Raw genomic sequence first — 19,772 nt, forward strand, 5'->3', positions numbered from 1 at the left:
AGGATGTCATCGCTTCACGACTCGGTCGAACTCCGCGGCATCGACCCACTTCAGGCTCTTCAGGACCGCGGCGAACTCGTCCGGGTTCAGGGTCGTCGACTCGATGAGGATGCTCGTGGGCATGCCGGCGCCGCTCAGCTCGTCGATCGGCGGCGTCACCGCGAAGACGAACGCTTCCTCCGGCACGGCGCCGGACAGCGCCTCGACACCTGCGACACGGAGCTCACCGGTGAAACGGGTGCAGTACTTGTCGTTCCCGCGCGGGTCCCCGCCGGTGCCGGTCACGTAGACCTCGCCACCGGGGCCGGTCCAGCGCTCGGCCCCTTCATGGTCCACACCCGTCCAGCCGGGGGCATCGACGATCAGCTGCTTGCCCTGAGCCACCTGTGGGACGGAGACGGTCGTGGGCTCGTACGCCGGGCACGGATCTTCCACCTCCCTCTCGGGCTCGGCCGGACCGAGGGAGGGGGTCCCGCCCAGGCTCTCGCCCGACGTGGGGGCCTGGCTCGACTCGTCAGCGGCGGGCGGCGAACCGGCCGCCGGCACAGCGGTGGTCTCCGGTGTCTGGGTGGCCGCCCAGACACCGAGGGTGATGGCGGCAACCGCCGCGGCTGCGGCGGCAGGCACCAGCCAACCTCGATGGCGCCCGTGGGTGGTGGTCTCGTCGGACATGATCTCCTCCAGGAGCAGTTGTCGCTCCCGAGAAGGCACAGCGCGGCGAACCCGGTCTGCATCGACGGGGTTGTGGCGGCGCAGTCTCTCGATCGGGTCGGTCATCGGCCCTCCTCGGTCGCGAAGTCGTGGGGTACGCCCCGCACATGTCCGGCCGTCGACGCAGCGTCACCCGACGCAGCGTCACCCAACGCCTCGGCGAAGCGCGCCCGCGCCCGCGCGAGCCGCATCCGCGCGGTCCCCGCCGCGATCCCGAGAACGGCCGCCGCCTCGCTGGGGCTCAGATCGTCCCAGGCGATCAGTGTGAGCAGCTCGCGGTCGGCCTCCGACAGGACCGCCAGGGCGCGGCGTACGCGATCCTGCTCGGCCACGCCGTCGGCCGGGTCAGGGGCGGCTGAACCCGCCAGGAGCGTACGCAGCCGCTCCCCCAGCCGCGCCCGACGCCGGGTCGAGCGATGCTGGTTGAGGAGCACGTTGCGGGCGATCCCGAACAGCCACGGCCGGAAGTCACCCGGCGGGGCGTCGTCGAGCCGCCGCCACGCGACCAGGAAGGTCTCGCTGACCACGTCCGCGGCATCGGCCGGCTGGTCGACGCGGCGCAGCGCGTAGCCGAGGACCGCCTGGAAGTTGGCGTCGTAGAGCGCCCGGAAACGCACGGCGGACGGATCGGCGAGACGGCTCACGCCCTACCATGTCCGGCTCGTCACCGGGCGTCACACATGAGCTCTAGAGAATCTCGCCAGGAGCGTAGGCGGCGGCCTCGGGGTAGCGGGCGGTGACGGCCTCCACGCGGCGTACGACCTCCTGCACCTGCGCGACGGCGGCACCGGTGAACTCGATCGGAGCCGCGACCAGCGAGGTGATCTGCTCCTGGGTCAGCCCGAGGCGCGGGTCGGCGCCGAGCTTGGCGAAGACGTCGTTCTCGACCTGCCCCTTGCGCATCGACAGCGCGGTGCCGACGGCGGCCTCCTTGATCGCCTCGTGCGCCTCCTCGCGCCCGACCCCGTTGCGGACGGCGGCCATCAGCACCTTGGTGGTCGCCAGGAACGGCAGGTAGCGGTCGAGCTCGCGCTGGATCACGGCCGGGAAGGCACCGAGCTCGTCGAGCACCGTCAGGAAGGTCTGGAAGAGGCCGTCGGCGGCGAAGAACGCGTCCGGGAGCGCGACGCGGCGCACGACCGAGTCGGAGACGTCGCCCTCGTTCCACTGGTCGCCGGCCAGCTCGGAGATCATCGAGAGGTAGCCGCGCAGCACGACCGAGAGGCCGTTGACCCGCTCGGTGGAGCGCGAGTTCATCTTGTGCGGCATCGCGCTCGAGCCGACCTGGCCCTCCTTGAAGCCCTCGGTGACCAGCTCGTTGCCGGCCATCAGCCGGATCGTGGTCGACAGGTTGGAGGGGCCGGAGACCAGCTGGACCAGCGCCGAGACCGCGTCGAAGTCGAGGGAGCGCGGGTAGACCTGGCCGACCGAGGTGAAGACGTTGTCGAAGCCGAGGTGGGCCGCGACCCGCTCCTCCAGAGCGGCCAGCTTCGAGGCGTCGCCGTCGAGCAGGTCGAGCATGTCCTGGGCAGTGCCCATCGGGCCCTTGATCCCGCGCAGGGGGTAGCGGGCGATGAGCTCCTCGACCCGCTGGATCCCGACGAGCATCTCGTCGGCGACGGTCGCGAACCGCTTGCCGAGCGTGGTCGCCTGGGCCGCGACGTTGTGGCTGCGGCCCGCCATCACGGTGGTCTCGTGCTCGGTCGCCAGCCGGGCCAGGCGCGCCAGCGTCGCGACGGCGCGGTCGCGGATCAGCTTCAGCGACGAGAGCACCTGGAGCTGCTCGACGTTCTCGGTCAGATCCCGCGACGTCATGCCCTTGTGGATGTGCTCGTGACCGGCCAGCGCGGCGAACTCCTCGATCCGCGCCTTCACGTCGTGGCGCGTCACCCGCTCACGGGCCGCGATCGAGTCGAGGTCGACGCCGGCCTCACCTTGGGAGACGACCTTCTCGTACGCCTCCACGACGCCGTCGGGGACCTCGATGCCGAGATCCTTCTGGGCCTTGAGCACCGCGATCCAGAGCTGTCGCTCGAGCACGATCTTGTGCTCGGGGCTCCAGATCGCAGCGAGGTCGGCAGCGGCGTAGCGGTTGGCGAGGACGTTGGGCACCACAGTCACGGTCGCCATCCTCCCATGTCGGGGCCCACCCCACTAACGTGGCGGTATGGCTCTGCAGATCCTCGCCAGGCGGCCCGACCCGGCGATCTACACCTTGCCCTGGTCTCGGGCCTTGGAGGACTGGCCGGACGACGTCGTGGTGCCGCTGACGCGTGGCCTGAGCCGCCACGTCGTACGCATCGTCCGCGTGCGCAACCACCTCTACGCCGTCAAGGAGACCCAGGCCGACATCGCGCGACGCGAGTACGACATGTTGCGCGAGCTGCAGCGCATCGGCCTGCCGACGGTGGTCGCCAAGAGCGTCGTCACCGGTCGCACGGACCACGACGGCAACGAGCTCGGCGCCGCGCTGATGACCGAGCACCTCACCTACTCGCTCCCCTATCGCGCGCTGTTCGAGCGGGGCATGGCCGCCGACCGGCTCCCGAGCCTGATCGATGCCCTCGTGGTCCTGCTCGTACGCCTCCATCTGGCCGGCTTCTACTGGGGCGACGTGTCCTTGTCGAACGTCCTCTTCGTCCGCGACGCGGCCGGGTTCGCCGCCTACCTGGTCGACGCCGAGACCGGGGAGCTGAAGGCTGAGCTCTCCGACCGGCTGCGCGAGTACGACATCGAGGTCGCCTGCCAGAACATCTTCGGCGAGCTGCTCGACCTGCAGGCGAGCGAGGCGCTGCCGGAGGCCTTCCCGATCGACGCGATCGTCGAGCGGCTGCAGAGCCGCTACGACGTGCTGTGGCGCGAGCTCACCGAGGAGCAGGTCTTCTCCGCCGAGGAGATGTGGCACATCGAGCAGCGCATCGAGCGCCTCCACGACCTCGGCTTCGACGTCGAGGAGCTCGACATCACCACCAGCGAGGACGGCGACACCGTGGCCCTCCGCCCGCGGGTGGTCGAGCTCGGCCACCACCGTCGCGAGCTGCGTACGCTGACCGGGCTGGACGTCCAGGACGCCCAGGCGAGGCGGATCCTCAACGACATCTCCGCCTTCCGTGCCACCCGCGAGCTCGGCGACCTGCCGATCGAGGTCGCCGCGGGCCGCTGGTTGCGCGAGGTCTACGAGCCGATCGTCGCGATGCGCCCGCCCGACGCCACCGCCAAGCTCACCCCGGCGCAGATGTTCCACGAGATCCTCGAGCACCGCTGGGTGCTCTCCCAGTTCGCGGGCGAGTGGGTCAAGCTCATCAACGCCGCCGAGTCCTACTACGAGGACGTCCTCCACAGCCGTCCCGACGAGGCCGTCACCCCGCCCGCCGCGGAATGAGCGCCGGGTTGCATAAGGTGGCCCCGTGAAGATCCTCGTCGTCGGCACCGGTGGTCGTGAGCACGCGCTCGCTCTGAAGCTCTCCCAGGAGGGGAACGAGGTGTACGCCGCACCCGGGAACCCCGGGATCGCGCAGTTCGCCACGCTCCGGGACGTCGACATCATGTCCGGTCCCGCGATCGCCTCGCTGGCGGGCGAGCTGGGCGTGGACCTGGTCGTCGTCGGGCCCGAGGCGCCGCTGGTGGCCGGGGTCGCCGACGCCGTCCGCGACAACGGGATCGCCGTCTTCGGGCCGTCGCAGGCGGCCGCGCAGCTCGAGGGATCGAAGGCGTTCTCCAAGGACGTGATGGCGGTGGCCGGCGTCCCGACCGCGGGCTCGCGGGTCGCGACCACCCCCGAGGAGGCGGCCGCTGCGCTGGACGAGTTCGGCGCTCCGTACGTCGTGAAGGACGACGCTCTGGCCGCTGGCAAGGGGGTGGTGGTGACGCGTGACCGCGACGAGGCCCTGGCCCACGCGGCCGCCTGCGACCGGGTCGTCATCGAGGAGTTCCTCGACGGCCCCGAGGTCTCGCTGTTCGCGATCTGCGACGGTTCCCGCGCCTACGCCCTGCAGCCGGCGCAGGACTTCAAGCGGATCTTCGACGGCGGCAAGGGCGGCAACACCGGCGGGATGGGTGCCTACTCCCCGCTCCCGTGGGCTCAGCCCGACCTGGCGGCGGTCGTGCTCGAGACGGTCGTCGAGCCGACTCTCGCGGAGATGACCGAGCGCGGTGCGCCGTTCGTCGGGTGCCTCTACGTCGGGCTGTCGCTGACCGCCAAGGGCCCGAAGGTGATCGAGTTCAACTGCCGCTTCGGTGACCCCGACGTGCAGCCGGTCCTGGCTCTTCTGGAGTCCTCCCTCGGCGAGCTGCTCCTGGCAGCCGCGACGGGCTCGCTGGACACCGTCAGTGAGCCGACCTTCTCCGACGGCGCCTCGGTGACCGTCGTGCTGGCCTCGGCCGGTTACCCGGAGTCCTCCTCGAAGGGCGACGTCATCACCGGCGCCGGCAACGCCAACTCGATCAACGACGTGGACGTGATCCACGCCGGCACGGCGATCGTGGACGCATCCACGGCCGAGGAGCCCGACCACCGCCATCTGGTCACCGCGGGCGGCCGCGTGCTGGCGGTCCGGGCCAAGGGCTACGACATCGACGACGCGCGCTCGCGGGCGTACGCCGCCGCCGACCTGGTCACCTTCGACGGTCTCCAGCGACGCTCCGACATCGCGGCCGAGCCGCTCGGAGTGGTCGAAGGCGCCTCGCTGCTTTGAGCCTGGGCGTATTCTGCCGAGCATGACCTGGGTCGTGTTCGGCGTAGCCGTCGTCGTCGTTCTCGGCCTCATCATCGCGGCCTGCAACAAGGCGCTGCGCTCCTCGCGACGCGGCGTCTCCTCCGGGATCGGCGACGGCCTCGGCAGCTTCATCGACGTCTTCGACCCCGGGAACGCGCGCGCCGCGCGCGACCTGAAGGATCAGGACAACGTCGGTCATGTCGTCCCGTCGCCCGACGGCGACGATCCGCCCCACGGGGTGGACCTGAAGGCCGGACGGGTCACGATCCGGCGCTCCTGACAGGCCCGCTCCTGACAGGCTGAGAGCGGCCCACAGGACCACTCCCAGCTCGTCGCGTCAGGTCAGGTCAGCGAGTTGATGATGACCGTCTCGTCGCGGGCCGGGCCGACCCCGATGACGGACATCCGGGCGCCGGAGATCTCCTCGACGTACTTCACGTACGCCTGCGCGTTGGCCGGGAGGTCGTCGAACGACCGCGCTCCCGAGATGTCTTCCTTCCAGCCCGGCAGCATCTCGTAGATGGGCTTGGCGTGGTGGAAGTCGGTCTGGTTGACGGGCATCTCGTCGTGGCGCACGCCGTCGACGTCGTAGGCCACGCAGACCGGGATCTCGTCGAGACCGTCCAGCACGTCGAGCTTGGTGAGGACGAAGTCGGTGACACCGTTGACACGGGCGGCGTAGCGGGCGATGACCGCGTCGTACCAACCGCAGCGACGCGGCCGGCCGGTGGTGGTGCCGAACTCGTGGCCGTTGTCACGCAGGTAGGCGCCGGAGGCGTCGAAGAGCTCGGTCGGGAACGGCCCCTCCCCCACGCGGGTGGTGTAGGCCTTCACGATGGCCACGACGCGGTCGATCCGCGTCGGCGGGATCCCGGAGCCGGTGCAGGCGCCGCCCGAGGTGGCGTTGGAGGAGGTCACGAACGGATAGGTGCCGTGGTCGACGTCGAGCAGCGTCGCCTGGCCGCCCTCGAGCAGCACGGTCTCGCCCCGGTCGAGCGCCTGGTTGAGCAGCAGGCCGGTGTCGCAGACCATCGGCGCGATCCGGTCCGCGTAGGACAGCAGGTCCTCGACGACCGCGTCGACGGTGAAGCCACGACGGTTGTAGACCTTCGAGAGCAGCTGGTTCTTCAGCTCCAGCGCCCCCTCGACCTTGCTGCGCAGGATCGACTCGTCGAAGAGGTCCTGGACGCGGATGCCGATGCGGTTGACCTTGTCGGCGTAGGTCGGGCCGATCCCACGACCGGTGGTGCCGATCTTGCGCGAGCCGAGGAACCGCTCCGTGACCTTGTCGAGCTGGCGGTTGTAGTCGGCGATGACGTGGGCGCTGGCGGACAGCTTCAGCTTGGAGATGTCGACGCCGCGCTCCTCCAGGCCGGTCAGCTCCTCGAAGAGGACGGCGAGGTCGACGACGACGCCGTTGCCGATCACCGGCGTCACGCCGGCGGTCAGGATGCCGCTGGGCAGCAGGTGGAGGGCGTACTTCTCGCTCTGTCCGTCTTCCTGGCGGATGACGACGGTGTGGCCGGCGTTGTTGCCGCCGTTGAACTTCACGACATAGTCGACGTGCTCACCGAGAAGGTCGGTCGCCTTGCCCTTGCCTTCGTCGCCCCATTGGGCACCGATGATCGTGATCGCGGGCATGTGTTGCTCCTTCGCTCCGGACGGAGTCCCTCCGGGCGGGGCCCGGCTGCTCGACGCACCAATATCTAGTGTGTTGATCCACCGCTGGATCCATCGCTGAATCAGTCAGAAATGCGAAAAGCCCTGGCAAGACCAGGGCTCTTGCGACCACACGCTAGCAAATCCGAGGCCGTACGTCACAGCCAGCCGCGCCGCGCCGCCTCGACACCCGCCTCGAACCGTGAGGTCGCACCGAGCTCCTCGAGCAGCTCGGCGACCCGGCGCCGGACCGTACGCAGCGAGACACCCAGCCTCCGGGCGATCTGCTCGTCCTGGGCTCCACTGGCCAGCTCGGCGAGCAGCAGGCGGCGCTCGGCACTCGGCAGGTCCTCGAGCTCGGCCGCCGGCAGCGCCCGGCGCCACAGCTCCTCGAAGTAGTTGGTGACCACCTCGACGATGCCCCGCTGGCGGACGTTGACCATCGGCTGCTCGACCTGGCCGAGCGGGTCCGGGAACATCGCGTGCGTGCTCCCGACCACCATCAGGTGGGTGGCGACGCTCGGCAGGATCCGGATCTCCTCACCGACCTCGATCCGCATCCGGAGCACGTCGGGCGAGTGCTTCAGCGCTGCCACCGGGTAGATGCCACGACACCGGCGGCCCGATCTGATCGCGGACTCGATGGCCGAGATGAACCGCATCTCCGAGGGGTGCACGGTCACCACCGGGCGCAGCCACACCATCTCGCCCGAGGTGGTCGAGACGAGCCGCTCGAAGGTCTCCGGCGTGAACTCGGTCGCGATCACCTCGCCGTCGATCGGCTGCTCCTCGCCGATGGTCGCGGGGAGCCGTGCGGCCGTGCCGGCGACGTACGGCACCGACTGGGAGATCTTGAGAAGATGGTCGTGGGCGTCCTGGGCCCGGGTGGCGGCCCGCTCCAGCATGTGCGCCACCACCGCCGTGGGGCCGCGCACGGTCAAGGTCTCGCCGATGCAGATGACCCCGCTGTCGATCAGCGGCGCGGCCACCTCCCGTAGCTCCTCCTCGGAGGTCGACAGCGTCGCCGCCACGACCACCAGCGGCCACCCGTTGAGCGGGAGGAGACGGCTGTAGAGCTGCGCCGCGCCCAGGTCGAACCCGAGCGCGGTCATCAGCGTCTGCGACCGGCCGTTCTCCATACGTGGCACCTTAGTGCCAGTAACCGGCGTGGACCTTGATCAAGGCGGTGTCCTGAGCCTGTCGAAGGGTATGCAGACGAGGTCTCACATCCCTCGCGGAGCTCCGCCCGGGAAGCGTGCCTTCGGCTGCATACCTTGCCGAAGGAGCAAGCCACCGATCAGGCCTCCGGCTTGAGCAGCGGGAAGAGGATCGTCTCGCGGATGCCGGCACCGGTGAAGAGCATGATCGCCCGGTCCAGGCCGAGGCCGAGGCCGCCCATCGGCGGGGCGCCGTACTCCAGCGCCCGCAGGAAGTCCTCGTCGAGCTGCATCGCCTCGGGGTCGCCGCCCGCGGCGAGGAGGGACTGGGAGGTGAGCACCTCACGCTGCACGACCGGGTCGATCAGCTCGGTGAACCCCGTGCCGCGCTCCACACCGCCGATGATCAGGTCCCAGGCGAGGACCTTGCTCGGCTCCTCGTCGTTGATCCGCGCCAGCGGCTGGGCGATCGACGGGAAGTCGCACAGGAAGGTGGGCTGGATGAGGTTGGGCTCCACCAGCTCGCCGCACAGCTCCATGACGATCTTGTCCGCCCCCCAGGCCGGGTCGAGATCGACATCGTGCTTCTCGGCCAGTGCCTTGAGCGTGTCGACATCGGTGTCGGGGGTGACCTCCACGCCGACGGCCTCGGAGACGCCGTCGTAGACCGGGAGCCACTTCCACTCACCGTCGAGGTCGATGACCTGCGTCTCGTCGTCCGAGCCCGTCGAGACCTCGATCTGGCGCGAGCCGACCGCGTCGGCGGCGGCGAGATACATCTGCCGCATCAGCTCGGCGATGGTGAACTGGTCGCCGTAGGCCTGGTAGGCCTCGATCATCGTGAACTCGGGGCTGTGGGTGGAGTCGACGCCCTCGTTGCGGAAGATCCGGCCGATCTCGTAGACCTTGTCGATGCCGCCGACGACGGCCTTCTTGAGGTTGAGCTCGAGCGCGATCCGCAGCGTCATCGGCTGGTCGAAGGCGTTCATGTGGGTGTTGAACGGCCGCGCGTGCGCTCCACCGTGGATGAGCTGCAGGACCGGCGTCTCGACCTCGAGGTAGCCGTCGTCCTCCAGGCAGCGGCGGATCGCCTGGGTGATCTTCGCGCGCGTACGCACCATGTCGCGCGCCTCCTGGCGCACGATCAGGTCGGCGTAGCGCTGCCGCACGCGGGCCTCCTCGGAGAGGTCCTTGTGGAGCACCGGGAGGGGCCGCAGCGCCTTGGACGCCATCTCCCAGCTGGAGGCCATGATGGAGAGCTCGCCGCGGCGCGAGGAGATCACCCGGCCGGTGACGGCGACGTGGTCGCCCAGGTCGACGAGCGCCTTCCACTCGGCCAGCGACTCCTCGCCCACCTCGGCGAGCGAGAGCATCACCTGGAGGCGGGTGCCGATGCCCTCCTGCAGCGTCGCGAAGGCCAGCTTGCCCGTGTTGCGGACGAACATGACCCGACCGGCGACGGTGACCACGTCCTGGGTCTCGTCGCCGGCCTCGAGCTTGTCCTCGTAGGCCTCGCGCACCTCGGCGAGCGTGTGGGTGCGGCCGACCCCGATGGCGTACGCCTTCTTCTTCTCGGCCAGCAGTCGCTCGCGCTTCTCGCGCCGGACCAACATCTGCTCGTTGAGGTCCGGCTCTGGCGCGTTGGTGGTCTGCTCAGTCACAGGGCAAGGCTAGGCGAAATCGCTGGTCCGACGCGATTCGGTAATTCAGCCCAGAAGCGTGTCGTACGCCGTCGGACTGCTGTCGCGCAGGAACTCCGAGCAGCGTTCCCACTCCTCGGTCTCACCGATCGCCTTGGCCTGCTGGGCGAGGACCGCGAGGCTGATCAGGAAGCCGCGGTTGGGCTCGTGCTCCCACGGCACCGGACCGTGGCCCTTCCAGCCGTTGCGGCGCAGCATGTCGAGCGAGCGGTGGTAGCCGACGCGGGCGTAGGCGTAGATGGTCACATCGTCCGCGCCGGTCTCCTTCGCACCAGTGGCCAGGGCTGCCCAGGCGACGGGGGATGCCGGGTGGCGGCGGACGACGTCGGCGGGCTCAGCGCCGGCGGCCAGCTCGGCCCTGGCCGGGTCGACCGGAAGGTGGGTGGGAGGAGGTCCGGCGAGCAGGTCCTGATGTGTCATGTGAGCCATTGTGCCTGCCTGCACCGACAGGTGTTCACTGTGTGTCATGAGCCAGACCACCGCCACGTCCTCGGCAGTCCCGACCGAGCACCCGTGGCGGGCGCTGTTCGCGCTGTGCATCGGCTTCTTCATGCTGCTGATCGACATGACGATCGTGACCGTCGCGACGCCCGACATCATGGCCGACCTCGACGCCAGCGCCAACGCGGTGCTGTGGGTGACCAGCGCCTACCTGCTGACCTACGCCGTACCCATCCTCATCATGGGCCGGCTCGGTGACCGCTTCGGGCCCAAGTGGGTCTACCTCGTCGGCCTCGCCGTCTTCACAGGCTCGTCGCTGTGGTGCGGGCTCGCCGGGAGCATCGAGTCGCTGGTGGCAGCGCGGGCGGTGCAGGGCCTCGGCGCGGCGATGATGACGCCGCAGACGATGGCGACCATCACCCGGATCTTCCCTTCCGAGCGTCGCGGTTCGGCGATGGCGCTGTGGGGCGCGACCGCGGGCCTGGCGACGCTCATCGGCCCGCTCGCGGGCGGGGCGCTGGTCGCGCTCGGCGGCTGGGAGTGGATCTTCTTCGTCAACGTGCCGATCGGCATCGTCGCGATCGCCCTCAACTGGTGGCTCGTGCCGGTCCTGGAGACCCACTCGCACTCCTTCGACTGGCTCGGCGTGGTGCTCAGCGGCGTCGGGATGTTCTGCGTGGTCTTCGGCCTGCAGAACGGCGAGCAACGGGGCTGGGACGCCCTCACCTGGGCCCTCGTGGTCGGCGGGATCGCGATCATGGGCCTCTTCGTCTGGTGGCAGGCGCGCAACCGCGTAGAGCCGCTGGTGCCGTTGCCCATGTTCGCCGACCGCAACTTCTCCGTCTCCAGCCTGGCGATCTCCTGCATGGGCTTCGCGGCGGTCGCCATGGGCTTCCCGCTGATGCTGTACGCCCAGCTGGTCCGCGGCTACACCGCGCTCGAGGCCTCGATGCTGCTGGTGCCGATGGCGCTGGTCTCGTTCGTCGCCGCGCCGCTGGTCGGCAGGCTGACCGACCGGATGCACCCTCGGCTGCTGACCGGGGTGGCGTTCCTGCTCTGCTCCGTCTCGCTCTTCTGGGTCTCGGTGCCGATGACCGTCGAGTCCCCGCTGTGGCAGCTGCTCGTGCCGATGGCCTTCTTCGGCCTCGGTTCGGCGGCCGTCTGGTCGCCCCTGGCCGCCACCGCCACCCGCAACCTGCCGATGCGGCAGGCCGGCGCCGGGTCGGGCATCTACAACGCCACCCGGCTGGTCGGGTCCGTGGTCGGCTCCGCCGCGGTCGCCGTGCTCATCGACCTCCGGCTCAACGCCCACGGGCTCGGCGAGTCGCTGTCAGGCAACCACGAGACCGCGTCCGGCTCCTCGGTCCCGCCCGCGGTCGTCTCCCAGTTCGCCGAGGCGATGTCCGAGGTGATGCTGCTGCCGGCTGCCGCGCTCGCGATCGGTTTCGTGGCGGTGCTCTTCTTCACCACGCCGCGGCACATGGTGAAGCCGTCGCCCTAGAAGACGTTCAGGAGAGCGCCACAGAGAGCGGCAGGCCCCGGACCGGGATCATGTCGCGGGCGGTGGTCAGCGGGTCGCCGGTGGCCAGCTGGGGGTCGGCCGAGACGATCGCCTTGCCGTGACCGTTGACCAGCGTGGCACCGGCCTCGCGCAGCCCGGGCAGGAGCATCGTCTCGAGCGTCTCGACGAGCGTGTCCGCCCCCGCGACGCCGACCATGCGGCCTTGCACGTAGACCGGCATCGTCGTGGTCATGACGTATTCGTCGGTGCAGACGAAGTCGACGTACGGCCCGACGAGCGTCAGCTCCCCGGTGCGCTCCGGGTTCCGATACCAGGGCTGGCGGGTGTAGTCGATCGCCTCGCCGGTGGCCGGAGCGTCGGCGTCACCGAGGAAGTCGCGCTCCTCGCCCTGCCACCAGACCAGATAGAGCCGGCGGTCACTGAGTACGTCCGGTGCGACCACGAAGCCGCCGCCGACGAGGTTGGGGTTGCGCAGGAACTCCAAGGCCCCCGGCTCGAGCCGCTCCCGCAGAGAGGCGGAGATGACCGGGCCGGCCTCGAAGAGGGCGGCCACATCGCTGCGTACGCGCTCGAGATGGGCCACGATCGGCCCGAAATGCTCTTCGACCTGAGCCACACAGTCGAGGGGAGACATGGTCTTCATCGTCGCACCGCCTCATGGATCTCGGCCAAGCGTTCAAGAGAGTGGGTGACGTGCTCGCGCACGCTCTCCCGGGCCCTGACAGCATCTCCCGATGCGAGGGCTTCGACAAGCTCCTGATGGCGGGTCGCGGTGGCTTCTCGGAAGCCCGGCTCGCTGAGCGGGATTCGGAGCAGCGCACCGAACTCGGCCTCCTGGCGGACCACCTCCCGGGTCATCCGGGCCGACTGGGTCAGCGCGGCCACCGACAGGTAGAGCTCGCTGTCGGCGCTGCGCCAGCGGGCGACGTCGCTGACGTTGAGGGGGATCAGCAGGTCGCGCAGGTCCTCGACCTCGTCCGGGTCGGTGCGCTCCGCAGCGATCTCCGCGCAGCCGGTCAGCACCACGAGGTAGACCGTGGCCCGGTCACGCAGCTCGACTCGTGACATCGCGGCGAGCCGGTCCTCGACGAGGCCGGCGCTCTCCGGGGCCCGTACGAACGATCCGCCGCCACGTCCGCGCGTCGTCACCACCAGGCCCTTGGCGCGCAGCGCGACGAGCGCCTCCCGCGCGGTGACCGTCGCGACGCCGAGCATCTGGGCGAGCTCGGGCTCGCTGGGGAGCCGCTCGCCGTGTGCGAGTACGCCGGATCGGATCGCCTCGGCGAGCCGACTCTCCACACGCGCTGCGCGGCCCTCGTCGCCGATCGGGGCGAAGATGGCCGCGCGAGCTCGGGAGGTCATCACACGCACAGCGAAATCCTAATGTATGGCTCCAGATGATTTGAGTCCCAGATCTGTTCGAATCTGTTCGAATCCGCGCAGGAACTTCGTGAATTTCGTCTTAACTATCTGGATCTACGGGCGTTTCTATGCATAACCTGAGCGCACGGCTGACGCAGACTTGGTGTCGGTCACCCAAGATCGTCGGATGTCCAGGGCTTGTGGGGGGCGCTGGGCATCCGACTCCTTGGTTTTGGGGACGACTGCCTCTGAATACGACAGGGCGGGGAGAGCCTCTCGGCTCTCCCCGCCCTGTTGTCTCGGCGTGTGTCGGCTAGAACACCGCGGCTACGGCAGTGGTCACCGCGTCACCGATGCTCTCCAGCAGCCCCTTGTCCTCCTCGGCCGGAGCGTCTTCGGTCGACTTCTCCGTAGGCTCCTCGGCAGGCTCCTCGGTCGTCGGACGCGCAGCCGGGGTCTCCGACTCGCTCGGCTCCGCCTCGGGCTCCGCCGGCTTCTCGGCAGGAGCCTCAGCGGAGTCCTCGCCGCCCGGGAGGATGTCGCCCAGACCAGGCAGCTCCGGCGACTTCTCGTCGGTCGGCTTCTCAGCAGGGGCTTCCCCAGACGGGGCACCGGACTTCGACGGGTCCTGCGTCTGCGAGCGGACCCCCGGAGCCTGACGCTGCGCCTGACGCTGCTCTTCCAGCGTCAGCTCGCCTGACCCAGCCTCCGAGGTGTTGCCCGCTTCATCGGTGGCAGTGACCTCGGCAGTGATCGTTCCCGGAAGCAGGTCGAGGTAGTCAGTCGTATAGCTCGTTTCTCCGGTCACGGAGCCGTTCGCCAAGGCCACGCCACTGATCCTGATGTCGTACTCGATGGCCGATGCCCGCGACTGATTGTCAGCGCTAGCGTTCCACGAAACACGAAGCGTGCTGTCGCCGACCTTGACGACCTCGACATTCGCCGGCACCTCCGGCGGGTCCGTGTCGTCAACGAGGGTCGTGCCATCTACCGAAGCGGAGGGGGACGGGTTGCCCACGATATCGACTGCGACGACACTGAACGTGTAGTTCGTCTCAGGGTCAAGATCGGTGACATAGAAGGTGGTTCCATCCGTCTCGGCGGAGCCCTCCGAGTCACCGTTCGGGGATGTCCAGGTCACCTCGTAGTGGTCGACCCGAGAGTTGTCCTTCGACGGCTCCCACGCCAGATCAGCAGTAGTGCTGGTGATGTGTACGACCTTCAGGTCGGACGGCATCGTTGGGCCTTGAGTGTCAGCGTCCGTCGTGCACTGCTTCTCGACCCGTTCGGATTCGTTGCCGTCGCCATCTGTCGCCCAGACATCGAACCGGTACTCCGTGTCAGGCTCCAGCCCGGTGAACTCACCGCCGAGAGATGTGGTCTGGTACTCGCCGATGCCGCGATTTCCGCGGATCGTGTAGTACGCGATGTCGTCCTTCTTGTCGTCCTTTGCTGCCTGCCACGACAGCTTGAGCGCGGTCGTGCTCACGTCCTTGCAGTTCACATCACGCATAACTGGCGTCGGCGAGGTCTCTCCATCACCGTCACCATCACCATCACCGTTATCCGGAGGGCACAGCAGGCCGATGCCGAGGAAGCAGTCGTCGTCACCGTCGTCCGGAGGCGTCGTCTCGCCATCGTCCGGTGGGAGAGTCGGCGTCGGCTCGGGCTCCTGGCACTGGGCCAGGTCCGGGCGGATCTCACAGATGTCGACACCGGCACCCGGCGGGCGGTTGGGCTCGCAGGCGCTCGGGTCGAGGTCGCAGGTCGGGGTGCTGCCCGAGGGGACGTTGCCCGCCGGGATGAAGGTCACGCCGGTGTTGGCCGCCGGCACGATGTCGTCGCCGTCGATCTCCTCCGGGTCGTCCGACTCGGACTCCGACGGGTCATCGTCGGGCTCGATCGTGTCCGGGTCGCTGGGAAGCGAAGAAGACTCCCCTGGCGTCGGATCATTCGTCGGCGAACCCTTTGGGTCGCCGCTGACAGTGCAAGAGAACAAGACGAGAAGCAGGATCAAGATGATCGCGCCTATGACGATCCCGCCGATTGTGCGGTTTCGCGCAGTGGTTTCCATACCGAGGATGTCCCTCCCAAGAATCAACGCCGAGGGGACGGTTCGACCAGGTCACCCGAGGGTCGCCGTCCAGCCAGGGCATTGAATCGCTTTACCAATGACCGGCACAACGACATAAACCCGAATTTGCTATGCCGTTCGCCACAACGTTTTCTGAATCGGGACCATTGGCATATCCCCGGCGTGTCTCTAGCCGATGGAGTTGCCTGCAGAACCGAGATGCGAGGCACCCTCGACCACCCGAGCAGCCATACCGGCCTCCGCGAGCTTGCCCCAGACGCGAGGATCGTACTGCTTCTTGTTGCCCACCTCACCATCGACCTTGAGAACGCCGTCGTAGTTGGCGAGCATGTGGCCGGCGACCGCGCGGGTGTAGGCGTACTGGGTGTCGGTGTCGATGTTCATCTTGACCACGCCGTAGGAGACGGCCTCGGCGATCTCCTCGGCGCTCGAGCCGGAGCCGCCGTGGAAGACGAGGTCGAACGGCCTCGCGCCGGCCGGAAGGCCGAGCTTGGCGGCGACCGCGTCCTGCGCGTCACGCAGGATCGAGGGACGGAGCTTGACGTTGCCGGGCTTGTAGACGCCGTGCACGTTGCCGAAGGTGAGCGCGGTCAGGTAGCCCTCGATGCCCAGCGCGTCGGCGGTCGCGATGGCGTCCTCGGGGGTCGAGTAGAGCTTGTCGTCGATCGCCCCGACGATGCCGTCCTCCTCGCCGCCGACCACACCGACCTCGATCTCGAGCACGATGTGGGCCGCCTTGGCGAGCGCCAGCAGCTCCTCGGCGATCTGCAGGTTCTCGGCCAGCGGAACCGCGGAGCCGTCCCACATGTGGCTCTGGAACAGCGGCGCCTCGCCGCGCTGGACGCGCTCGGCGGAGAGCTCGAGAAGGGGGCGTACGAAGCCGTCGAGCTTGTCCTTGGGGCAGTGGTCGGTGTGCAGCGCGATGTTGACGTCGTAGGACTTGGCGACCTCGGTCGCGTACGCCGCGAAGGCCACCGAACCGGTGACCATGTTCTTGACCGTGGGGCCGGAGAAGTATTCCGCGCCGCCCGTGGAGATCTGGATGATGCCGTCCGAGCCGGCCTCCGCGAAGCCGGCCAGTGCCGCGTTGAGGGTCTGCGACGAGGAGACGTTGATCGCGGGGAAGGCGAACCCCTTCTCCTTCGCGGTCGCGAGCATCTCGGCGTACTTCTCGGGGGTGGCGATGGGCATCTGGGGGTCTCCTTGAAGATCCGTTGTCGGCCGGTGCGCTGGTGGCCAGCGTAATGGGACCTCTGGCCACCTCGCCCAACGCTCGCGGTTGGATCGATCAACCAGGACAACCGATCTGCCGCGGGAGCCGTATCCACGGGTGAGACTGAACTTGGAGGCCATCATGGACTGGCAGGAAACCCTCGAGCGGGCGATCCCTCACCCCCCGCCGACACGCTCGGACCCGGCTGCCCTGGTGGCAGACGGAAAGAAGCTCGTACGCCGCCGGCGGCTCGCCGTGGTCGCCGGCACTGTCGCCGCAGTGGCCGCGGTGGTCGGGATCGGCACGGTCGTTCCCTCGCGTGACAGCGCCACCCCGAACCCACCGATCGCGACGCAGTCGACGGCCGAGGACGAGTGGCCGCCCGAGGCCGACATCCCGTTGAGCGACCTCGCGCCCGTCGCGTACGACCACGGCACCGGCGAGGTGACCCTCCATCGAGGCTGGAAGGAGACCGACCAGGTCGGTCCGCTCGATTCTGGGAACGCGCTGGCGGTCGCGGCGACCAAGGGCAACAGGACCGTCTACGTGCACTTCATGAATCCGACCGAGATCTCCTACGCCGATGCCTCCCGCACGAGCGCCACGAGCCTCCGCGCTTGGGTCGACGACGTGCGAGCCCATCACCTGAGCGCCACCTGGAACGCAGGTGGGAATCTCCGCGTGAAGCAGAACGGCTGGGAGATCGTCCGCGAGATTCCCAACCCGCTCGGCTACGCAGCACCCTGGGACTCGGTCGGCGCAATCGTCGAGCGGGAGGGCGTCGAGCAGTGGATCCTCTACAGCGGCAACCGTCCGAAAGATGGCGGTGAGTCGAGCGGGCTGGACGCGGTCTATGCCATCCCCGGCCAGACCATCGAGGAATGGCTGGCCGTCCAGGTCGCGACAGACCGCAAGGACTACCGTCCCGGCAACGTGGATTTCAGCATCGAACCGACCGAGGCGGTCGCGTTCGGATCAGGCTCCGAGGTCGTCTCCACCGAGGACCGGGTGAAGATCGTCGAGCAGGTCGACGACCCGGACATCGGTCACTCGTTCGCCACGGGGACATCGCGAACCGCGGCCGCTCGGATCACGGTCGGCAGCAAGGAGCGATACGTGCTGGTCCGCGAGAAGGACGGCGTCACGCAGGCCTACTCCTTCTCCGTGCTCCCGGCGCCGCGAGCAGAGGACCGCAGACCGCTCACGCTCGACGAGTTCGCGGAAATGGTCGACCGTCGCATGACTCCCGGATCGGGGCTGTGGTGATGAGCGCGCACGACGAGGCATTCACCGCGTTCGTCGCGGCCAGGCGGCCGCACCTCGTGCGGGTGGCGTACGCGTTGTGCGGCGACTGGCACCGGGCGGACGACCTGGTGCAGACGTCGCTGCTGAAGCTGTACGCCTCGTGGCGCCGGGTCGAGTCGGGGTCGGAGGAGGCGTACGTCCGGACGATCCTGGTTCGCGCCCACATCGACCAGACCCGGCGGCCGTGGTGGAAGCGGGAGCGCTCGGGTGACCTGCCGGAACGGCCGGGGCCGGTGGATCAGGTCGAGGAGCGGTCCGAGCTCTTCGCGGCGCTCCAGGGGCTGCCGGAGATGCAGCGCAAGGTGGTCGTCCTGCGCCACTGGCTGCAGCTCTCGGTCGCCGAGACCGCGCGCGAGCTGCGGATCAGCGAGGGCACGGTCAAGAGCCACTCCTCGCGCGGCCTCGCCGCCCTGCGTACCTGCCTGGAGGCGGGGAACGCCTCCCGAACGTGACCCGATAGAGCAAGAACGGTCGGGCGGGCATGCCCCTGACGCGCCCAGTGTCAGGGGCATGCCCAAGGTCACCTACTTCACCGCAACGTCGCTGGACGGTTACATCGCCGATGAGAACAGCTGCTGGACTGGCTCTTCGAGACGCCGCACGGCGACGACGAGATCTCCTGGAAACGACTGATGGCGGAGTCGGCGGCGCTGGTGATGGGCGGCACGACGTACCGCTGGATGATCGACCATGATCCGGAGATGCTGACCGGTCCGGAGAAATGGCGGGAGTACTACGACGAACGGCCGGTGTGGGTGTTCACGCACGCGACCGACCTGCCGGAGGTCCGGGGCACGCAGGTGCGCTTCGTGCAGACGGATGCGCGTCATCGACGTCCTGCAGACCGGCGATCAGGTGCAGATCCGATACCGGATCACGAGGCGCTGAAAGCCCCCGCTGTCGCCCGGCCCCGAGGCCACGCACCCTGTGAAAGGGTGACACATCCGGGCGACCCGGGATCAACTCTAGCGGGCCCGGTCCGGACCCCTGACACCGGCCCGTAACCGAATTTACAACCACCCGAAATAACTATGCCGAGACCTGTATTTCGCTGCGATGATCAGGCCGCTCTATCCCCCTCATCGAAAGCACGATCATGTCTCGTCTTCGTGCCGGCGCCATCGCGCCCGCGCAGAAGCCGATGATGGTGGCCCTTGCACTCGGCCTCATCCTCGGCGTCTTCTCCTTCATCGGACTCACCACCACCAAAGCCGAGGCGGCGGTGCCGCCCAAGCCCACGATCGGCACCTGCTACAACTACGGCTGGAGCGCATACGGCGCCTGGTCCCAGACCGGCAAGAAGGTCTCGTGCGGCAGCGCCCACACCGCGAAGACCATCGCGCTGGGCACCCTCGTCTCCGGTACGACGCGCACCGAGGCGTCCATCACCCGCGAGGCCAACTACTCTCACATGGTCAAGACGTGTGTCCGTGCGCTCAGGAACAAGCTGGGCAGCACCTACTCGAAGCGGAACCAGTCGGCGTACACCACTGCGTTCTTCGTGCCGAACGTCGAGCAGTTCAGGGCCGGCCAGCGCTGGTTCCGCTGCGACGTCGTGCTCCCGGGCAAGGACTCCCTCAAGAGCCTGCCGACCAACCGGGCGAGGTTCCTCGAGGGCGTCTCGCTGACCAAGCGCACCCGTGCCTGCATGAGTGCGAAGACCAACGGGTCGTACTCGTGCCTGAGCTCGCACACCTACAAGTCGATCTCGGCCTTCAAGAAGGCGGGTACGACCTACCCGACCCTCGCCTCGTTCGAGCGGGCCGTTGGCGCCAACTGCCCGGCCCGGACCAGGGCCTACAGCACGCCGTCCAGGTACGAGTGGCAGACCGGCGACCGCTGGGTCGTCTGCTACGAGCGGAACACCAACTGATCGGCTGATCAGTCACAAC

The 19,772-nt window shown here is 68.7% G+C and carries 19 protein-coding genes; 8 read left to right on the forward strand and 11 right to left on the reverse strand.

What is annotated here, in order from left to right; translation table 11 throughout:
- Positions 1-6: 6 nt before the first annotated feature.
- From BJ988_RS21540 to purB, 3 genes are read right to left on the reverse strand one after another with little or no spacing between them, the layout of a single operon-like run.
- Positions 7-777, reverse strand: coding sequence for a hypothetical protein (locus tag BJ988_RS21540; protein WP_179659943.1), 771 nt, complete (start codon positions 775-777; stop codon positions 7-9).
- Positions 774-1,355: a sigma-70 family RNA polymerase sigma factor gene (locus BJ988_RS21545; RefSeq protein WP_179659944.1), complete on the reverse strand. Its 582-nt coding sequence runs from the start codon at positions 1,353-1,355 to the stop codon at positions 774-776. Before BJ988_RS21545 ends, BJ988_RS21540 begins: the two co-directional genes overlap by 4 nt.
- Positions 1,356-1,398: 43 nt before the next feature.
- Positions 1,399-2,826, reverse strand: coding sequence for an adenylosuccinate lyase (purB, locus tag BJ988_RS21550; RefSeq protein ID WP_343051845.1), 1,428 nt, complete (start codon positions 2,824-2,826; stop codon positions 1,399-1,401).
- A 52-nt stretch (positions 2,827-2,878) separates the two neighbouring features.
- Between purB and BJ988_RS21555 the strand changes: the two genes are divergently transcribed.
- Genes BJ988_RS21555 through BJ988_RS21565 form a run of 3 tightly spaced genes read left to right on the forward strand, consistent with a single transcriptional unit; the run spans position 2,879 to position 5,706 of the window.
- Positions 2,879-4,093 (forward strand): DUF4032 domain-containing protein, encoded by a 1,215-nt coding sequence (locus tag BJ988_RS21555; protein ID WP_179659946.1) that lies wholly within the window; start codon positions 2,879-2,881, stop codon positions 4,091-4,093.
- Positions 4,094-4,118: 25 nt separating this feature from the next.
- Positions 4,119-5,405, forward strand: a complete 1,287-nt coding sequence (purD, locus tag BJ988_RS21560; RefSeq protein ID WP_179659947.1) for a phosphoribosylamine--glycine ligase — start codon at positions 4,119-4,121, stop codon at positions 5,403-5,405.
- A 22-nt stretch (positions 5,406-5,427) separates the two neighbouring features.
- Positions 5,428-5,706, forward strand: a complete 279-nt coding sequence (locus BJ988_RS21565; protein WP_179659948.1) for a hypothetical protein — start codon at positions 5,428-5,430, stop codon at positions 5,704-5,706.
- A 62-nt stretch (positions 5,707-5,768) separates the two neighbouring features.
- Here the strand turns inward: BJ988_RS21565 and BJ988_RS21570 are convergent, their stop codons facing one another.
- The 4 genes from BJ988_RS21570 to BJ988_RS21585 form a co-directional block, all read right to left on the reverse strand.
- Positions 5,769-7,067, reverse strand: a complete 1,299-nt coding sequence (locus BJ988_RS21570) for an adenylosuccinate synthase (RefSeq protein ID WP_179659949.1) — start codon at positions 7,065-7,067, stop codon at positions 5,769-5,771.
- Between the two features lie 176 nt (positions 7,068-7,243).
- Positions 7,244-8,224 (reverse strand): helix-turn-helix transcriptional regulator, encoded by a 981-nt coding sequence (locus BJ988_RS21575; RefSeq protein WP_179659950.1) that lies wholly within the window; start codon positions 8,222-8,224, stop codon positions 7,244-7,246.
- 158 nt (positions 8,225-8,382) lie between these two features.
- The gene (gene lysS, locus BJ988_RS21580; protein ID WP_179659951.1) at positions 8,383-9,903 is read right to left on the reverse strand and encodes a lysine--tRNA ligase; all 1,521 of its coding nucleotides are present in this window, start codon (positions 9,901-9,903) and stop codon (positions 8,383-8,385) included.
- A 45-nt stretch (positions 9,904-9,948) separates the two neighbouring features.
- Complete coding sequence (locus BJ988_RS21585; RefSeq protein ID WP_179659952.1) at positions 9,949-10,362, reverse strand: DUF3151 domain-containing protein; 414 nt, start codon at positions 10,360-10,362, stop codon at positions 9,949-9,951.
- 46 nt (positions 10,363-10,408) lie between these two features.
- Here BJ988_RS21585 and BJ988_RS21590 point away from each other — a divergent pair, with 46 nt between their 5' ends.
- A complete protein-coding gene (locus BJ988_RS21590; protein WP_179659953.1) occupies positions 10,409-11,884 on the forward strand; it encodes a DHA2 family efflux MFS transporter permease subunit in 1,476 nt (491 codons plus the stop codon).
- A 7-nt stretch (positions 11,885-11,891) separates the two neighbouring features.
- Here BJ988_RS21590 and BJ988_RS21595 read toward each other — a convergent pair whose 3' ends face one another.
- The 4 genes from BJ988_RS21595 to fbaA form a co-directional block, all read right to left on the reverse strand.
- The gene (locus tag BJ988_RS21595) at positions 11,892-12,548 is read right to left on the reverse strand and encodes a cache domain-containing protein (RefSeq protein ID WP_179659954.1); all 657 of its coding nucleotides are present in this window, start codon (positions 12,546-12,548) and stop codon (positions 11,892-11,894) included.
- Complete coding sequence (locus BJ988_RS21600; RefSeq protein WP_218861670.1) at positions 12,545-13,267, reverse strand: FadR/GntR family transcriptional regulator; 723 nt, start codon at positions 13,265-13,267, stop codon at positions 12,545-12,547. The genes BJ988_RS21595 and BJ988_RS21600 overlap by 4 nt, the downstream gene beginning before the upstream one ends.
- Positions 13,268-13,580: 313 nt before the next feature.
- Positions 13,581-15,266, reverse strand: a complete 1,686-nt coding sequence (locus tag BJ988_RS21605) for a fibronectin type III domain-containing protein (RefSeq protein WP_179659955.1) — start codon at positions 15,264-15,266, stop codon at positions 13,581-13,583.
- Between the two features lie 264 nt (positions 15,267-15,530).
- Positions 15,531-16,553: a class II fructose-bisphosphate aldolase gene (fbaA, locus tag BJ988_RS21610; RefSeq protein ID WP_179659956.1), complete on the reverse strand. Its 1,023-nt coding sequence runs from the start codon at positions 16,551-16,553 to the stop codon at positions 15,531-15,533.
- Positions 16,554-16,716: 163 nt separating this feature from the next.
- Between fbaA and BJ988_RS21615 the strand changes: the two genes are divergently transcribed.
- From BJ988_RS21615 to BJ988_RS21630, 4 genes are all read left to right on the forward strand, one after another.
- Positions 16,717-17,841: a hypothetical protein gene (locus tag BJ988_RS21615; protein WP_179659957.1), complete on the forward strand. Its 1,125-nt coding sequence runs from the start codon at positions 16,717-16,719 to the stop codon at positions 17,839-17,841.
- On the forward strand, positions 17,841-18,332 hold the full coding sequence (locus BJ988_RS21620) for a SigE family RNA polymerase sigma factor (protein WP_179659958.1): 492 nt from the start codon (positions 17,841-17,843) through the stop codon (positions 18,330-18,332). Before BJ988_RS21615 ends, BJ988_RS21620 begins: the two co-directional genes overlap by 1 nt.
- Before the next feature lie 180 nt (positions 18,333-18,512).
- Complete coding sequence (locus BJ988_RS21625) at positions 18,513-18,884, forward strand: dihydrofolate reductase family protein (protein WP_179659959.1); 372 nt, start codon at positions 18,513-18,515, stop codon at positions 18,882-18,884.
- A 92-nt stretch (positions 18,885-18,976) separates the two neighbouring features.
- Entirely contained in the window at positions 18,977-19,753 is a 777-nt protein-coding gene (locus tag BJ988_RS21630) for a septum formation family protein (protein ID WP_179659960.1), read from the forward strand.
- The last annotated feature ends 19 nt before the right edge of the window (positions 19,754-19,772 follow it).

This window comes from Nocardioides panzhihuensis, assembly GCF_013408335.1.
Lineage (GTDB): Bacteria > Actinomycetota > Actinomycetes > Propionibacteriales > Nocardioidaceae > Nocardioides > Nocardioides panzhihuensis.

What these genes read in the sequence shown, in the direction of transcription:
- BJ988_RS21540 (WP_179659943.1), bottom strand. Translation starts at nt 777, where the DNA reads ATGACCGACCCGATCGAGAGACTGCGCCGCCACAACCCCGTCGATGCA.
- BJ988_RS21555 (WP_179659946.1), top strand. Translation starts at nt 2,879, where the DNA reads ATGGCTCTGCAGATCCTCGCCAGGCGGCCCGACCCGGCGATCTACACC.
- BJ988_RS21565 (WP_179659948.1), top strand. Translation starts at nt 5,428, where the DNA reads ATGACCTGGGTCGTGTTCGGCGTAGCCGTCGTCGTCGTTCTCGGCCTC.
- BJ988_RS21570 (WP_179659949.1), bottom strand. Translation starts at nt 7,067, where the DNA reads ATGCCCGCGATCACGATCATCGGTGCCCAATGGGGCGACGAAGGCAAG.
- BJ988_RS21575 (WP_179659950.1), bottom strand. Translation starts at nt 8,224, where the DNA reads ATGGAGAACGGCCGGTCGCAGACGCTGATGACCGCGCTCGGGTTCGAC.
- BJ988_RS21585 (WP_179659952.1), bottom strand. Translation starts at nt 10,362, where the DNA reads ATGACACATCAGGACCTGCTCGCCGGACCTCCTCCCACCCACCTTCCG.
- BJ988_RS21590 (WP_179659953.1), top strand. Translation starts at nt 10,409, where the DNA reads ATGAGCCAGACCACCGCCACGTCCTCGGCAGTCCCGACCGAGCACCCG.
- BJ988_RS21595 (WP_179659954.1), bottom strand. Translation starts at nt 12,548, where the DNA reads ATGAAGACCATGTCTCCCCTCGACTGTGTGGCTCAGGTCGAAGAGCAT.
- BJ988_RS21600 (WP_218861670.1), bottom strand. Translation starts at nt 13,267, where the DNA reads ATGACCTCCCGAGCTCGCGCGGCCATCTTCGCCCCGATCGGCGACGAG.
- fbaA (WP_179659956.1), bottom strand. Translation starts at nt 16,553, where the DNA reads ATGCCCATCGCCACCCCCGAGAAGTACGCCGAGATGCTCGCGACCGCG.
- BJ988_RS21615 (WP_179659957.1), top strand. Translation starts at nt 16,717, where the DNA reads ATGGACTGGCAGGAAACCCTCGAGCGGGCGATCCCTCACCCCCCGCCG.
- BJ988_RS21620 (WP_179659958.1), top strand. Translation starts at nt 17,841, where the DNA reads ATGAGCGCGCACGACGAGGCATTCACCGCGTTCGTCGCGGCCAGGCGG.
- BJ988_RS21625 (WP_179659959.1), top strand. Translation starts at nt 18,513, where the DNA reads ATGGCGGAGTCGGCGGCGCTGGTGATGGGCGGCACGACGTACCGCTGG.
- BJ988_RS21630 (WP_179659960.1), top strand. Translation starts at nt 18,977, where the DNA reads ATGTCTCGTCTTCGTGCCGGCGCCATCGCGCCCGCGCAGAAGCCGATG.